The 16,995-nt window shown below is 45.4% G+C and carries 11 protein-coding genes; 4 read left to right on the forward strand and 7 right to left on the reverse strand.

Annotated elements, in window-relative coordinates:
- Window positions 1-418 precede the first annotated feature (418 nt).
- From bglX to QZ323_RS07365, 3 genes are all read left to right on the forward strand, one after another.
- Entirely contained in the window at window positions 419-2,665 is a 2,247-nt protein-coding gene (bglX, locus tag QZ323_RS07355) for a beta-glucosidase BglX (RefSeq protein WP_294633960.1), read from the forward strand.
- A gap of 187 nt (window positions 2,666-2,852) precedes the next feature.
- Window positions 2,853-4,127: a glycoside hydrolase family 5 protein gene (locus tag QZ323_RS07360; protein ID WP_294633961.1), complete on the forward strand. Its 1,275-nt coding sequence runs from the start codon at window positions 2,853-2,855 to the stop codon at window positions 4,125-4,127.
- Window positions 4,128-4,133: 6 nt separating this feature from the next.
- Complete coding sequence (locus tag QZ323_RS07365) at window positions 4,134-6,365, forward strand: glycoside hydrolase family 3 C-terminal domain-containing protein (protein WP_294633962.1); 2,232 nt, start codon at window positions 4,134-4,136, stop codon at window positions 6,363-6,365.
- A gap of 272 nt (window positions 6,366-6,637) precedes the next feature.
- Here QZ323_RS07365 and QZ323_RS07370 read toward each other — a convergent pair whose 3' ends face one another.
- The 5 genes from QZ323_RS07370 to QZ323_RS07390 all read right to left on the reverse strand — a co-directional run bounded on the left by QZ323_RS07370 (window position 6,638) and on the right by QZ323_RS07390 (window position 13,014).
- Entirely contained in the window at window positions 6,638-7,423 is a 786-nt protein-coding gene (locus tag QZ323_RS07370) for an N-acetylmuramoyl-L-alanine amidase-like domain-containing protein (RefSeq protein WP_294633982.1), read from the reverse strand.
- 178 nt (window positions 7,424-7,601) lie between these two features.
- Entirely contained in the window at window positions 7,602-8,441 is an 840-nt protein-coding gene (locus QZ323_RS07375; protein ID WP_294633963.1) for an alpha/beta hydrolase, read from the reverse strand.
- Window positions 8,442-8,485: 44 nt separating this feature from the next.
- The gene (locus QZ323_RS07380) at window positions 8,486-10,477 is read right to left on the reverse strand and encodes an oligopeptide transporter, OPT family (RefSeq protein ID WP_294633964.1); all 1,992 of its coding nucleotides are present in this window, start codon (window positions 10,475-10,477) and stop codon (window positions 8,486-8,488) included.
- Between the two features lie 115 nt (window positions 10,478-10,592).
- On the reverse strand, window positions 10,593-10,988 hold the full coding sequence (locus QZ323_RS07385) for a DUF1573 domain-containing protein (RefSeq protein WP_294633965.1): 396 nt from the start codon (window positions 10,986-10,988) through the stop codon (window positions 10,593-10,595).
- Window positions 10,989-11,145: 157 nt separating this feature from the next.
- A complete protein-coding gene (locus QZ323_RS07390) occupies window positions 11,146-13,014 on the reverse strand; it encodes a mucoidy inhibitor MuiA family protein (RefSeq protein WP_294633966.1) in 1,869 nt (622 codons plus the stop codon).
- 517 nt (window positions 13,015-13,531) lie between these two features.
- Here QZ323_RS07390 and QZ323_RS07395 point away from each other — a divergent pair.
- On the forward strand, window positions 13,532-14,515 hold the full coding sequence (locus tag QZ323_RS07395; protein ID WP_294633967.1) for a hypothetical protein: 984 nt from the start codon (window positions 13,532-13,534) through the stop codon (window positions 14,513-14,515).
- A 34-nt stretch (window positions 14,516-14,549) separates the two neighbouring features.
- Here the strand turns inward: QZ323_RS07395 and QZ323_RS07400 are convergent, their stop codons facing one another.
- Together QZ323_RS07400 and QZ323_RS07405 are read right to left on the reverse strand one after the other, a co-directional pair.
- Window positions 14,550-15,293: a nucleotidyltransferase family protein gene (locus tag QZ323_RS07400; protein WP_294633968.1), complete on the reverse strand. Its 744-nt coding sequence runs from the start codon at window positions 15,291-15,293 to the stop codon at window positions 14,550-14,552.
- A 92-nt stretch (window positions 15,294-15,385) separates the two neighbouring features.
- Complete coding sequence (locus QZ323_RS07405) at window positions 15,386-16,825, reverse strand: RNase adapter RapZ (RefSeq protein WP_294633969.1); 1,440 nt, start codon at window positions 16,823-16,825, stop codon at window positions 15,386-15,388.
- Window positions 16,826-16,995 lie beyond the last annotated feature (170 nt).

The following is a 16,995-nucleotide window of genomic DNA, read 5'->3' on the forward strand; positions in this document are numbered from 1 at the left end:
TCTCGTGAGACGAAATTATTCATCTCATGGGAGGAATTTGCCTGTTTCGTAGATTGACGTTTGCAACTTGATTTTCGGATTATCCTATAGAATGAACGGTTCTTGAGATTATTCTATTTTTAGCAGATTGAAACATGAGAAGTCGTAACATGGCATGGCAAACAGGCCGTTTTTTATGGGAAAAGTTGGAAAATCCTTTCCTTATATGATGTTTACAGTTTACTTTATTAGGGATATTTATAATCGTAATCGGATGATAATTAATTTAATATGAATTATGCGGGTTTACTTCTTCTTCTTACTCCTCCATACAGCCTTTGATTTCAAGCCCTAAATTTGCATCGATAAAAATCTTATTAAACTTAATCCCACTATTTTATTTTTTAAATTAATGATACCATTTTAAATTAGTGATACCATGAGACATAAATTGAAGATTATTTCAGCCGGTCTGTGCCTGCTTCCTTTCTTTTGGGCTTGCGATGGAGCGAAGGAGTCCGCTTCTCCTGTAGATGTACAGGTAGAAAACCTGCTCAAGCAAATGACGCTTCGGGAGAAAATAGGACAGATGAACCAGGTAAGTTTGGGCAATGTCGACGAACTGGCTGTAGCAGTAGAGAATGGAGAAATAGGTTCGATGCTGAACGTAACCGATCCTGAATTGGTGAATCGGCTACAACGCATCGCAGTAGAGAAATCACGGTTGGGAATACCCGTATTGATGTCACGTGATGTCATTCATGGATATAGGACCATCTTTCCTATCCCATTGGGACAGGCAGCTACGTTCAATCCGCAACTTGTGGAAGATGGAGCCCGCGTAGCCGCTATTGAAGCTTCGTCGGACGGTATCCGATGGACTTTTGCTCCGATGATTGACGTTTCGCGGGATGCCCGTTGGGGACGTATGGCAGAGAGCTGCGGTGAAGATCCCTATCTGAATGCCGTCATGGGAGTGGCGATGGTGAAGGGCTTTCAAGGAAACTCCTTGGACAATGCGACGTCCATTGCGGCATGTGCCAAACATTTTGTAGGTTATGGAGCCTCTGAAGCAGGCAAAGATTATAATTCCACTTTCATTCCGGAGCGTACGTTGCGCAATGTCTATTTGCCTCCCTTCGAAGCAGTAGCCAAAGCCGGATGTGCCACCTTCATGACGTCGTTCAACGACAACGATGGAGTTCCCTCTACTGGAAATACCTTTATATTAAAAGATGTGCTCCGCAACGAATGGAACTATGATGGAATGGTCGTGACAGACTGGGCGTCGGCAACGGAGATGATTCCGCATGGTTTCTGCAAAGACCGTAAGGAAGTGGCAGAGAAAGCCGTGAACGCCGGTGTGGATATGGAAATGGTAAGCGGAGCTTTCCTTGAGAATCTGGAGAAACTGGTGAAAGAAGGAAAAGTGTCTGAAAAGTCTATCGACAATGCAGTCCGCAATATCTTACGCCTGAAATACCGTTTAGGATTGTTCGACGCTCCATACGTGGCGACCGGACAGTCGGTGAATTATGCACCGGAACATTTGGCTAAGGCCAAAGAAGCGGCAGAACAGTCTGCTATTCTGCTGAAGAACGACAAGAATATATTGCCTCTGGGCGGGAACGTCCGCACAATAGCCGTAGTAGGTCCTATGGCAGATGCGCCTCATGACCAGTTGGGCACATGGGCGTTTGATGGTGAGAAGTCTCATACGCAGACGCCGCTGGCTGCCTTGCGTGAGATGTATGGCGATAAAGTCCAGATCGTTTATGAACAGGGACTGGCATACAGCCGCGACAAGCGCACGGACGGAATCTCCAAAGCCATATCAGCTGCCCGCAAGGCGGATGTGGTATTGGCTTTTGTCGGCGAAGAGGCAATCCTTTCGGGTGAAGCGCACTCTTTGGCAGACATCAGTCTGCGTGGAGCTCAGAAACAATTGATAGACGCACTGTACAACATCGGCAAGCCGCTGGTGACAGTTATTATGGCGGGCAGACCTTTGACCATCGGTGACGAAGTGGAAAAGTCGGATGCCGTACTCTATTCTTTCCATCCGGGTACGATGGGAGGACCGGCATTGGCGGATATCCTGTTCGGTAAAGTAGTGCCAAGCGGAAAGACACCCGTTACCTTCCCGAAGATGGTGGGACAGTTGCCCATCTATTATGCACACAATCATACGGGACGCGCTCCCAGCGGCAAGGAAACTCTGATCGATGACATTCCGCAAGAAGCCGGACAGACCTCATTGGGCTGTACCTCCTTCTATATGGACGCCGGATTCGGTCCGTTATTTCCTTTCGGTTATGGATTGTCCTATACTACCTTCTGCTACGATAAGATGGCTTTATCCGCCGGCAAGCTGAAAAAGGACGGTACCTTGACGGTTACAGTGGACCTGACCAATACCGGAAAATATGCCGGAACAGAAATCGTGCAATTATATGTCCGCGACAAAGTAGGAACAGTGACCCGACCTGTCAAGGAATTGAAGGGGTTCCAGCGCATCACCCTGCAACCGGGTGAGGTAAAATCTGTAAGATTCGATTTGCCTGTGAGCGATCTTTCCTTCTGGAATATCGATATGAAGAAGGTCGTAGAACCGGGAGAGTTCACGGTATGGATCGGAACAAACAGTGACGAAGGACTTTCTGCCGACTTCGAGGTCGTAGATTAACCGAAGCATTGATTGACCACAGTGATTACCCCGATCGGAGTGATTGTTCAATCGAAGCAATCACTCCGATCGGGACAATTGCTTGATTGAGGTCAACGTTTGCTGGAGGGCGGTCAGACGAGGCATTGATTAAAATTGAAATAATTGATTGAAATAGAAATAACTGGTTAATAAATAAAAATTAAGTATGAGACATTTTATATTTTCAACATTATTGCTGGCATGCACATTTACTTCCTGCCAGTTCAAAGAAGCACAGATAGAAGCAGAAGCACCCGCTCCTGAGGCATTTGTACGCGTATCCGGACAAGATCTGATTCTTCCGGACGGTAATAAACTTTTCATTAAAGGCACAAACCTGGGAAACTGGCTGAATCCGGAAGGCTATATGTTCGGATTCAGCAAGACCAACTCCGGCCGCTTTATCGACGAAATGTTCAGCCAGATGGTCGGTCCTGACTTTACAGCAGAGTTCTGGAGAGAGTTTAAGGATAATTATATCACCCGTAAGGATGTGGAATTCATCGCATCAACCGGAGCAAACACCATCCGTCTGCCTTTCCACTACAAACTTTTCACTGACGAAGACTATATGGGATTGAAGAGCAATCAAGACGGTTTTGCACGTGTGGACAGTGTTGTCAGCTGGTGCCGTGACAACGGTTTATACCTCATCTTGGACATGCATGACGCACCGGGCGGACAGACTGGTGACAACATTGATGACAGTTATGGTTATCCTTGGTTGTTCGATAGTGATGAAAGTCAGCAATTATTTTGCTATATTTGGCGAAAAATAGCGGATTACTATAAAAATGAAACGGTTATTTTGGGTTATGAACTGATAAATGAGCCGATTGCTCCCTATTTTGCGAACATGGAAGAGTTGAACAATAAATTGGAACTTGTGCACAAGCGTGCTGTGAAAGCCATTCGTGAGGTGGACAACAACCACATCATCTTGTTGGGCGGTGCACAGTGGAACGGAAACTTCAAACCTTTCAAGGATTCCAAGTATGATGATAAGTTGATGTATACTTGCCATCGTTACGGAGGTGCTCCTACCAAGGAGGCTATACAGGAGATCATCAATTTCCGTGATAGCGTGAACCTACCGATGTATATGGGAGAGATTGGTCATAACACGGACGAATGGCAGGCCGCTTTCTGTAAAGTGATGGAAGAGAATAATATCGGCTACACATTCTGGCCTTATAAAAAGAAGGATTCTTCTTGTTTCATGGGAATCAAGATGCCGGAAAACTGGGAACAGGTGGTAGCCTTTTCCGAAGCACCGCGAGGCACTTATAAGGAGATACGTGATGCACGTCCCGATCAGGGGGTAATCCGCAAAGCCATGATGGATTTTATCGAGAGCAGCAAATGTGAAAACAATCTGCCTCAAGTGAACTATATCCGTTCATTGGGACTGAATGTCGACGAATCATTTAATAATAAATAATAGATTATGAGAAAGGTGATTATTACGGGAGCGTTGTCTGTGATTCTTGCAGGAAATGTATTGGCACAGACTCCCGTTTATTTGGATGAAACAAAACCTGTAGAAGCCAGAATTGAGGATGCATTGAATCGCATGACATTGGAAGAGAAAGTGGCGATCACACATGCACAATCCAAGTTCTGTTCGCCGGGTGTTGCCCGCTTGGGTATTCCGGAGTTTTGGATGACAGACGGTCCGCATGGCATCCGTCCCGAAGTGTTATGGGATGAATGGGATCAGGCAGGCTGGACCAACGACTCATGTGTAGCATTTCCTGCACTGACTTGTCTGGCGGCTACCTGGGATCCGGAAGTGTCCATGCTTTACGGTAAGAGCATCGGTGAAGAGGCACGTTATCGCAACAAGACTGTCTTACTGGCTCCTGGCGTGAATATCTATCGTACTCCGCTTAATGGACGTAACTTCGAGTATATGGGTGAAGACCCTTATCTGGCAGGAAGAATGGTAGTGCCTTACGTACGAGGTGTACAACAGAATGGAGTGGCAGCCTGCGTGAAGCACTATGCGCTGAACAATCAGGAAGTAAACCGCCACACCACCAATGTGATTGTTGACGACCGTGCTTTATACGAAATCTATCTGCCTGCATTCAAGGCGGCAGTGCAGGAAGGAAAGGCATGGTCCATTATGGGTTCATACAACCTCTATAAAGACCAGCACGGCTGTCATAACCAATATCTGCTGAATGATATCCTGAAAGGTGAATGGGGATTTGATGGCGTGGTCGTTTCCGATTGGGGAGGTGTTCATAATACGGAAGAAGCCATACACAACGGATTGGATTTGGAATTTGGCAGTTGGACAAACGGTCTTTCAAATGGAGCAAGCAATGCATACGACAACTATTATCTGGCACAGCCTTATCTGAAACTGATAAAAGAAGGAAAAGTAGGTACCAAAGAGCTGGATGATAAAGTACGTCGCATTCTCCGCCTGGCTTATCGCACGACGATGGACCGTAACAGACCGTACGGTGCATTATGTTCTGAGGCTCACATTGCCGCAGCCCGTCATATTGCCGAAGAGGGTATCGTATTGTTGCAGAACAAGAACAATATCCTGCCTATCGATTTGGGTAAAGTGAAGAAGATAGCAGTGATCGGTGAGAATGCTGTCAAGATGATGACCGTTGGAGGAGGTAGTTCTTCATTGAAGGTGAAATATGAACTTTCTCCGTTGGATGGCATTAAGAAGAGAGTAGGGAAGCGGGCAGAAGTGGTTTACGCACGTGGATATGTGGGAGACCCTTCGGGTGAGTATAATGGTGTCAAGTCCGGGCAGAATCTGGAGGACAAACGTTCACCGGAAGAACTGATAGCTGAAGCCGTGCAGGTAGCCAAAGAATGTGATTATGTTATATTCATTGGCGGTTTGAACAAGAGTGCCCATCAGGACTGCGAAGATTCAGACCGGAAAGATATAGCTCTTTCTTATGGACAGGATGCAGTTATCTCTGCTTTGGCAAAAGCCAATAAGAACCTGGTGGTGGTAAACATTTCAGGTAATGCTGTCGCTATGCCTTGGGTGAAGGAGGTTCCGTCCATCGTACAGGCATGGTATCTGGGTACGGAATCCGGAAATGCCATTGCTTCGATTCTGATGGGTGATGTGAATCCTTCAGGTAAACTGCCGTTTACTTTCCCCGTTGCACTAAACGATGTCGGTGCACACAAATTGGGAGAATATCCCGGTGTTCCCAGAAATGACGGAAGCAAGATTGTAGATGAAAAATATAATGAAGGTATTTTTGTCGGTTATCGTTGGGCGGAAAAGAATAAGATCACTCCGTTGTTCCCCTTCGGACATGGATTGAGTTATACAACGTTTGCCTATGGAACTCCCGTTGCTTCGTCCAAGACAATCACAGCCGATGGCAATATACAGGTTTCACTGACTGTCAAGAATACCGGAGCTGTAGCAGGTAAGGAGATTGTGCAGTTGTATATCGGTGATGAGAAAGCTTCTGTGCCTCGTCCGGTTAAAGAGTTGAAAGGATTCCAGAAAGTGGAACTGCTTCCCGGTGAGGAGAAAGAAGTCGTATTCACCATTACTGATAACGATTTGAAGTTCTTCGACGCAGCAGCTCATGCATGGAAAGCTGAGCCGGGTAAATTTAAGGCTTATATCGCTGCTTCGGCAACAGATGTACGCTCTACTGTTACCTTTGAATATAAATAATTTCTCTGGAAAGAGATTGTAAATACATAAATGAATGAAGAGAGAGTGTATCAAAACTCTCTTTTCACAAAAAATGAGGGTGCGTCATAATGCCCAGATTGAAAGATTCCCCCCTGCCACAGTTATTTGTAGCAGGGGGGATTTTCTCAAAGAAGGAGTTTTGACACCCTCAAGTATTTTAGATCCTGTTTAAATTTTCTTCAAGAAGAACTCTCAAGGAAGGCTGAACAAAATTTAAACAGGTTCTAATTCAGACATTATCCTCTTTTGATTTATTTCCTCATCCGCAGTACCCGGATTCCCGTCCATTTGTCATTTTTTAGCAGCATCTGCTTTAAGGCAGTTTTGGAAACGGTCACTTTCTTGTCTTTAGAGGAAGCATGCAACAGGCTGAGTTTGCCATCTACATAGAATGCAATGCCCATGTGGGCTACATCCAGTCCCGGAGTATTGGTGATGATGGTAATGATATCGCCATTCTTGATCCAAGGCAGACCGTTGACTGGAAGCTGGTCCTGAGGAACATAGTAGACTTCCTGACCGGACAATGACTTTTCGATCTCTTTCATCCCTGCTACGTTTTGTGGAGAGTTTTTCAACTGTTTATAGAGTTCCGGGTGGGAAGACATATAGGTCAGGACCATTTTCTTCGCGTACGGGCTATGGGCGGCACTTACATCTTCCAGAAAACCATTACGAATTCCGTTGTTTACCCAGTCGGTATTATAGTGTAAACGGGACAGGTAACCGTTTATTTTCCCATCACGATACCGGATCATCTGGAGTTTCTCAGCAAAGTCACTTTCTGCCACCTGCCCGTCTTCCGTAGGAGAGAGGGACAATGCCAAGACATATTCTACAAACGTAGTACAGTCCATTTCATCACAGTTGATGATCAGTTCTTCTTCGCCATCGGTTGCTTCCAATGTATGGGCAACATAAGGAATATCCAGGAATTTGATTCCATTATTCAACATGGCATTCTCTTTGTCTTCTGTCTGGGCGTTTGCCATAACTATGCAAAACGCGCTGAACAGGAATGTAATCATTGTTTTCATCATTCTTTCGTTTTTTAATATAAATAAAAAGGATATCGCAAAAGTACGACATCCTTTTTATAAATCCTGAGAGCTTGTTTAAATTTTCTTCAAAAAGTTTTTTATTCAGCTTTTTCTGAATCTCTTTTCGCTCTGTTTTCCTCTTTTCATTCGTCGCATAGCCTGCTATGCCCTTTTCTTACTTTTCGAACTTAAGTCCTTCGCGCAACCACTTCTCCAGTTCTTCTGTCCACTGGCGCTTGTAAGTGAAGTTATCGCGGAATCCCCAGCCATGTCCGCCTGTAGGGTAGATATGCATGGATACGGGAACTTTCTGTTCGTTAAGTGCAAGAAAATAGCCGATACTGTTCATGGGAGGTACAGCGCGGTCGTCTGCAGAGAGCATGATGAAAGCCTGAGGCGAGCGGGACGATACGCGTCGTTCAAGCGAATAGGCTTCTTCCTGTTCTTTGGTAGGCTTTTCACCGAGAAGGTTCGTGCGTGAACCTCCGTGAGTGATGCCCGGTATCATAGAGATAACAGGATAGAACAGAATCTGGAAATCCGGACGGGTCTCTTCGCTACTATAAAGAGTGGCAAGTGAAGCTGCCAGATGTCCGCCTGCCGATGCACCCATAATACCTATGCGGTTGGACGAGATACCCCATTCCTTAGCGTGTTGGCGGATGATGCGGATAGCCTGTTCCGCATCGGAGAGAGGGACTTCACTATGGCCGTTCGGCATGCGATATTTCAGGACTGCATAGGTGATGCCTTGGGTATTGAACCAAGACGCCATATCATGACCTTCGTGATTCATTGCCAAGCGGGCATATCCGCCACCCGGACACATGAGTATCGTTATCCCGTTGGGCTTTGCCGGACGATAGACTGTAATGGTCGGATTAGTAACGTTGGCTACGCGACCTCCTTCCAGATCTTCCTGTTCGCCGGTCAGACCATTGGTATTAGGCGCACCGTTGGGCCATAAAGGTATTTCAACGGGCTTTTGAGCCGATACTGATAGAAATGTTGTCATAATCAAAGTTGCAAAAAATGAAATAGCTTTCATATCCTTATTGTTTATTTAGCTTTCATGGAAGATTTAATGAAATAGATAATCAACAATGCATAAGCAACTAATGCCAGTACTTCAGACCAAGCATTGTTTAACCATGCATCGTTCACCAGATTTATACCTCCGAAGCGCATTGCTGCACTGACGACACCCAAGAGGGCACCACCGGCAATAAATCCGGAAGCAAGCAACGTACCTTTTTCACCACGTGCGGCATTAATGGAAGCATCTTTGCTGCGGCTTGTCACATACCAGTTGATGGCACCACCTACTACCAGAGGTACATTCAGTTCCAAGGGAATAAACATACCTAAAGCAAATGCCAGAGCCGGAACTTTGAAAGCGTTCAGTACGATAGCAAGTATCGCACCGATGCCATAAAGCAGCCACGGAGCACTTACACCGTTCATTAATGGCTCGATGACAGCAGCCATAGCATTGGCTTGAGGAGCTGCAAGTTTTCCACTGGTGAATCCGTACGTTTGGTTCAGGATAATCATCACGCCACCCACGGTTGCGGCAGAGACGATGGTTCCGAGGAACTTCCATGTTTCCTGTTTCATGGGGGTGCTTCCCAGCCAGTAGCCGATTTTCAGGTCGGTAATGAAACCGCCTGCCATGGAGAGTGCCGTACAGACAACACCACCCATCACTAATGCGGCAACCATGCCTTCAGGACCTTTCAGCCCTACTGCTACCATTACTACGGATGCCAGAATCAATGTCATCAGTGTCATTCCGGAAACAGGATTAGTGCCTACGATTGCGATGGCGTTGGCAGCTACTGTCGTGAACAGGAAGGCGATGCCTGCCACCAGAAGAATCGCTACAACCGTATGCAACAGGTTGCCTTGCATGACGTCGAAGTAGAAAAACAGAAGTACCAACAACAAGGTTACGATAGAACCCGTAGCAATAATCTTCATGGATATATCGCGTTGTGTACGTTTGATGCTGGTTTTATCATCGGATTTGCCCTTCATCTCCTTGGCAGCCAATCCTACGGCACTTTTGATGATATCCCATGACTTGATGATGCCGAGGATACCTGCCATAGCGATACCACCGATACCAATGCTCTTGGCATAATACTTGAAGATCTCTTCAGGAGACATTGTGTTGACGGCAGATACGATTTCCGGATTCCATTGGTTCAGCACACTGTCTCCCCAAATCATGGATATACCCGGAATGATGATCCACCAGACAGCCAATGAACCGGCGCAGATGATGGAAGCATACTTTAATCCTACGATGTAACCCAGACCCAATACAGCTGCACCCGTATTTACCTTGAACACCAGTTTGGCTTTTTCTGCCAGCATTTCTCCAAAACCGCATACGCGTGTAGTGAAGTTCTCGTTCCACCAGCCGAATGTAGCGACAATGAAATCGTACAGACCTCCGATGATACCTGCCATCAACAAGGGTTTTGCCTGGTTTCCACCTTTTTCTCCCGATACAAGCACCTGTGTGGTGGCTGTGGCTTCGGGGAACGGGTATTTGCCATGCATGTCGTTGACAAAGTATTTACGGAACGGGATGAGGAAGAGTATACCTAATATACCTCCCAGGAGCGAACTGATGAATACTTGGGTAAAAGTGACTGTGATTTCCTCCGGATAGGTTTCCTGCAGGATGTATAGTGCAGGTAGGGTGAAGATGGCACCTGCCACGATAACGCCGGAACTTGCTCCAATCGATTGGATGATGACATTTTCGCCTAATGCATTTTTACGTTTGGCTGCACTTGATACTCCGACTGCAATGATTGCGATAGGTATGGCAGCTTCGAATACCTGACCTATTTTCAGTCCCAGATATGCCGCTGCTGCCGAAAAGAGGATAGCCATAGCTATACCCCAAGCGACAGACCATAAGTTGACTTCCGGATATTTCTTGTCGGGGCTCATCAAAGGATTGTAGACTTCGCCCGGTTTCAGTTCACGGAATGCGTTTTCCGGTAAAGCGGCCATTTTTTCTTCTTCTTGTTTCATGTTTTCTTATTTGTTTTTTATAAAGTTATAGTCCTACAGATGAAAAAACTTCCAAAGAAAACAAAAAAAAAGGAGAATTGAAAAATTCTCCTTCTTCTTATGATAGAAAAAATGCTTATTTTGCGTCTTTCGCCGTCATTTCTCCTTCTACATAGAGCCGCATCATTTCTGTTTTGGCATTCGTACGCAGAGTGATGGACTTCTTGAAATGCCCCGGATACTTGCCGGTACCATTATAGGTGATCTTGATGGTGCCGGTCTTTCCCGGTAACACAGGCTCCTGAGTATATTCGGGAACTGTACATCCACAGGAAGCCACAGCCTGATGAATGACCAATGGGGCATCGCCTACGTTAGTGAAGGTAAATACACAGTTCACAACCGGATCTTTTTCAGAGAACGTCCCGAAATCGTGAGTGGTTTTGTCAAACTTGATATCAGCCTTTCCTTGTGCTGAAACGTATCCGATGCTCATTACGAGCATAAGCATATACACTGCTAATTTTTTCATGTCTCTTATTTTTTTGTATTATACGAAAGACAAAGATACAGCATTTTTACGAAAGCAACTCTCATGATATGCCAAATAGTATTAAAATTACCTTGTTGCCAGTATTCAGTCTTTCTTGGAGGGGGTGATTCTGCGAAAGACAAAGGGCTGCAATGGATCATTCTATGGTCAGAATCCGTCCCTTAGGATATTTCACCTTATAGCGCAGAGACCATTCGCGTTGTTCGCCAGGTTGCAGGTTTATTTGCCAGGTAATGATGCCTTTGGCTTCATCCAGAGTGCCACCGCTGATTTCTTCTGCCGTCACGGTGATATTACTGTTACGCGATACGGGTAGTTGGTCGTAAAGGGTGAGTGTCACAGGTTCGGGGCGTGTGTTGCGTACGGAAAGTTTCCAGGCGATGGATTGTGTCTGGTTGGAACCGATGAACTTGCGGGAAGTATATTCGTTTTCTTTCGTGCGCTGTACCATGATGCGTTTGTCGCGTCCCAGAGAGAAGGAGAGGGTATCGCTCTGCTGGCTGACGTTCATGATGGACTTGCCGATGAAGGTATTCTCAAAGTAGACATTGGCTTCGCCTTCGAGCAGGTGCAGCTTCTCCCAGTCGGTGACCTGTGCCATGAGGAATGCATCCTTATCAATCTTCGGAGTGCTTTGGTAGGTATAAGCGGCGGGAATTTGATAATGCCCGATTTCGGCAACGACCGGTTTGTTATCTGAAGGAATCGTGTAGGGGACTTTGATTTCAAACTCATATCCCATCTGCCCTTGGGTCTGTTCGACATCGAGTGCCATGCTGACCTCTTCTTCTATGGCAGCCGCCTTTTTGATGGATTTGGTGGAAGGTTTGAGTGAGGATGCCGATGCTTTGCCATAACCTACCACTACGACTTCATCTAACATCTGTGTGTCTTCTTGAAGAACGACATTCATGATGTTTCCACGTATATCTTTGGTTTGAGTTTGAAAACCGATGAAGGCAAATCGGAGCCGGTTCTTTCCGTTAGGGATAGTGATGGAATACTTGCCGTCTATGTCGGTGACAGTACCTACAGTGCTACCGGGTATTGTTACACTTGCTCCAATAATCGGTTCCCGGTTATTATCGAGCACTGTTCCTGAAACGGAGTTTCCATTCTGATTCAGTTCGTACTGGGGAGCTGAAAGCCCATAGTCCAGCCAATAGGTGGCTAACTTCGGAGCCATGTTTCCGGTTGTAGGATTAGAAGAGGAGAGGGAGAGTTCCACATTTTTCCAATCTTCTTTGGTGTTCTGGAAGATATTTGCTTTGTAAACAATGGATATAGGTTCGGACAGGCTGCCTGAACGGACATCATAGGAGGGGAACCAGCCGGCATTCTTTACGTAATAGCTCAGTGTGAATGTGGCCTTGCAGGCAGCGGGCGCATTGATGTTTACTGCAATCTCATTCATGGGAGTTAATGATTTTCCGCTTAACTGGGCTATCTCCGCATTCAACTGCTCTTGTTTTCGAGCCAGTTCTTCTATCTTCTCGTTGATAGCGAGTTCTTTCGATTTCAGGGCTTTCAGTTGGGCGGAGTAGTATTGGTTTACCTCTTTGATGGTAACTAAGGAAGCAGTTGTATTCTTGTTATTGACCGAACAGTTTGTTTTCAGCATGTCATATTCGGCATTAATCAGTCCGAGTTCGGCTTTCTGCTGTTTTTCCTGTTTCTCTGTCTTTTTCAGTTCTTCTTGCAAGCTCTGTTGTTGCTGACTGACAGAGGCGCTGTCCGTATAGTTGTATTGCTGATTGACGGCTGTAACGGTGAGTTTGCCCTTGGCACTGACCTGTATACTTTGTGCATCCATATAGGGGGATAATCCGGTGAAGATGAGTGTAGAAGTTCCCGCAGGGATGTCTACTTGCTTGGTACGTGTCACTTGGGCACCGTTGATGAATAATGTAACTTTCTCGGCAGTTGTTTTCACTTTAGTCTGTCCCATAAGGGTTGTGGCGCATAAGTATAGGCATATCCATAGCGCGGATTTCATTGGTTTCATAGTCAGTTGTTTTTGATGTTATGCTATTGTTTTTTGATGTTATGCTATAAAGGTAGGTATATCTGTAAACAATACTCTTCCGCAGTCCTTTCATTTAACCTCATTTAACCATAGTTTTGATGCCTATATGATCTCATGACTTGCATACTGATTAGTATTATGCTCTGTTTTATTTCTTTACAAATGCGCAAAGAAAAACTTACTTTTTTGAGTGTTCCGAATTAACTCACTGAGTGAATGCCTTTGAGTCAGGGACTGAAAGGGTTTGAGTCCCTGACTGAAACCATTTCAGTCCCTGACTCATTATCCCCCCTCTCAGAAGGTATTCTGAAGGGGGAAGAGGCTTAATCCACTATCGAAACACTTTCGATTAAAAATATTGATATATGAAGGACATATAGGAGTTTTTTTCTTCTGCAGTAGATAATAAGTTTCCCGATAATTGGCTTCTTGGCTTGTATCTTTCCGAAAAAGGTTGTTTATTTGTATTCATTGTCTATTTAATTGTTTGTGTCCCATGAAAATCAGTTCTTGGATATTCTTTTCTTTGCTTTTAGTGATGGCAAGTTGCCAACCAGATTATACTTTTACTGTGAATTGTATCGGGTTGGAGGCTTACGAAGGAGACACGGTCCATCTTTGGCGTTATGGTGCTGACCTCATGACAAGTGACAAGGACTATGGAAAAGCTCCCTTGGCTTCTGCTGTCATCAGAAACGGCCGGGTCACTTTCTCCGGGAAAGAAGATACCTTGCATATCTATGGTATGGAGCATCGTCATGGCAGGAATTTCTTCTATCCCGAAAGGGGAGTGCTGACGCTTACTGACGTAGCTCCAACGGAAAAACCTGTGCCGGATAAAAGTACTAACCCTCATTCTCTGAATGTGCGTCTTTGGAAACTCTGGTATGAAGATTCATTTCCGCGTGAAGAAACCCGTCAGTTCGTGTTTGACAATGCGGGTAATGCTATGGGATGGATGGTATTTGACCATTGGGCGGAAATATATCCGGATGAATTGGAAAAGCTATATCAGAACAGCAATCCGCAAATGCGGGACAGTACATCGGTATTGATGGGATTGAAACGTATGCTCGATGATACTCGCTGCTTGGTGCCAGGAGATGATTTTATTGATTTCAGGCAGGTGGACTATATGGAAAAGGATAGTTTACTCTTTTCGGATATCGCAGGAAAAGGGCAACCGGTGTGTTTGTTGTTCTGGTTGCAGGGGGGAATAAATGGCATTCGTGTGGAGTTGGATGATTTGCGGAAGCGTTATCCGGATGTTCGGACGGTGGTTGTTGCCTATAGACATCAAGCACCGGAGCTGAAAGAGTTTGTCATCGAATTGAAGGATAAATATCACGCGGCCGTCTTGGACGACAGCCGCCATCTGAATGGAAGTATCCGCTGGAAATATCGCATTTATGGTTCTTTCAATTACGAATATCTGTTTGACGGACAAGGAAAACTGATAAGTATGAAACCTGTATTATAATGTATTTCAAGTCTCGCATATCTTTGATATGCTGTCAGTAAACAAATTTATAATAAGCCTCTGCCTTAGCCAGTGTCTCCGGTTTCCCCACATCGAACCAGTTCTCACTATCTATGGGATATCCCTGTATATGCGCTTGCGAACAGATATCCACGTAAAACGGGATTATGGAGAATTTGCCGGTCCAACGTTCGTTCTCCATATACTGGAAGATGGAGGGGGAAAGGACATGGACACAACCGAAAGCCTGCAATTGATAATGATCACTGGGATAATCAAGTTCCTTGGGAAGCACTTCGCCGGTGGAAAGATTGGTCCAGCCACAGAGACGATTGTCTTTATCCATCAGCAGGTAACGGGATGTTTTCCGGCGATTGGTAAGCAGGGTGGCGTCTGCCTTGCTCTCTATATGGTGACGGTAGAAGGCATTAAGGTCTATATCCGTCAGGATGTCGGAATTGTGTATCAGGAAAGGCTCATTGCCCTCCAGCAGGGGGCGGGCTTTTTTGATTCCACCGCCTGTCTCCAATAATTCACCCCGTTCGTCGCTGATATGGATATCTACGCCGAAATTGTTATGAGCGTGGAGGAAATCGATGATTTGTCCGCCAAAGTGGTGGATGTTTATGGTGATGTCATTGAATCCGGCATCTTTCAGCCGGAGAATAACGCGTTCCAACATAGGTTTACTCGCAACGGAAACAAGGGCTTTAGGCATATTGTCGGTCAACGGACGAAGACGGGTGCCGAGCCCTGCGGCAAAGATCATTGCTTTCATAATGGTTTCAGTTTATAAGTTATTTGTAACTTGTCACTTGTAGCTTTGTCACTTGTCACTTCGTCACTTGTCACTTGCAACTTCGTAACTTGTCACTTGCAACTCGTAGCTCCTTCAAAAATTTGTTCTATATTCTGTTCCCTATGGATAAGATTTACCTGTACTCCGAACTGTTTGTTCAGGTGTTCTGCCAGATGTTGTGCCGAATAAACGGAACGATGCTGACCGCCCGTGCATCCGAAACAGACGGAGAGATTGGTGAATCCCCGCTCCATATATCGTTTTACTGAAGCATCTACTAAGCCATAGACATGTTCGAGGAAAGTGGTTATCTCTCCATCTTCTTCGAGGAAGCGGATAACAGGTTCATCCAGTCCGGTGAGAGATTTGTAACGGTCATATTTGCCGGGATTGTGTACAGCGCGGCAATCGAAGACGAAACCACCACCGTTTCCACTGGAATCTTCGGGAATACCTTTCTTGTAGGAAAAGCTGGTAACCTTCACAACAAGCTGAGGTTTCTGCGAACTGTCCGCAAATTGTTTCAGTTCGGTAAGTTCCTTCAGTACGTGGCAGAGATACGGATATTCGGGATACGGCTCCTGCAATAACTGACGCAGGTTTGCAATGGCAAAAGGTACACTCTGAATGAAGTGCGGCTTTTTCTCGAAATAACCACGGAACCCGTACGCGCCCAGCACTTGCATGGTACGGAACAGGACAAAGTGACGCAGTTGTGCATGGAAGTATGTTTCATCTACAGACTGGTATTGGCGCAACGCTTCAATATATTCCTTCAGAAGTTCCTGACGCAGGCTATCGGGATAGTTGGCCTTGGCTTGCCACAGGAAAGATGCTACATCGTAGTAAATGGGTCCTTTCCTTCCACCTTGGAAGTCTATGAGCCACGGTTTTCCATCCTTGATCATTACGTTGCGGCTTTGGAAGTCGCGATACATGAAGGTTTCTGAGCTGTTGCGCAATAGTACATTCGCCATTTTCTGAAAATCATCTTCCAGCCGGTCTTCCTGAAACTCTATTCCGGTGGCTTTCAGAAAGCAATATTTGAAATAGTTCAAGTCCCACAGGATGCTTCGGCTGTTGAATTCTGATTGTGGGTAGCAATATGAAAAGTCCATACCGTCGGCACCGATAAACTGTATGGTCGGTAACAAGCGCATGGTTTTATGGAGGAGTTGTTTTTCCTCTTCATCGAAAACGTTTGTCTTTCTGCCTTTCTCAATGGCATTAAACAGGAGCATATCACCCAAATCCTCTTGTAAGTAGAGGGTATTGTTTTCACTTTTAGCCACGACTTCCGGTACGGGTAATCCTTTCTTCCGGAAATGGTCTGCCATATATAAGAAGGTTTGGTTCTCTTCGATAGAAGTTCCGCTGACGCCGATAAGTGTGGGTGTGCCTGTCAGTCGGAAGTAGCGGCGGTTGGAACCGGACGAAGGGAGTTCGTTTACGACTTCCGGTTCGTGTCCGGTATATGTGCGATATAGTTTTTTCAGTTCTTCGATAATCATGATAGGCTGTTCTTATTTTTTGGCAGCTAAGATAACTCTTTTGTAGGATATACACTACCTTTGCAGAGAAAAAAATGTTCTTTTGAGAATGTGTGATGGGGTAAAGAGAACCGATTGGAACAGACTATTTATGAAAAAATCATTTTTGTGATTGCAAAATATCATTTTTA

It is taken from the genome of uncultured Bacteroides sp. (assembly GCF_910585845.1).
In the GTDB taxonomy this organism is placed as follows: domain Bacteria; phylum Bacteroidota; class Bacteroidia; order Bacteroidales; family Bacteroidaceae; genus Bacteroides.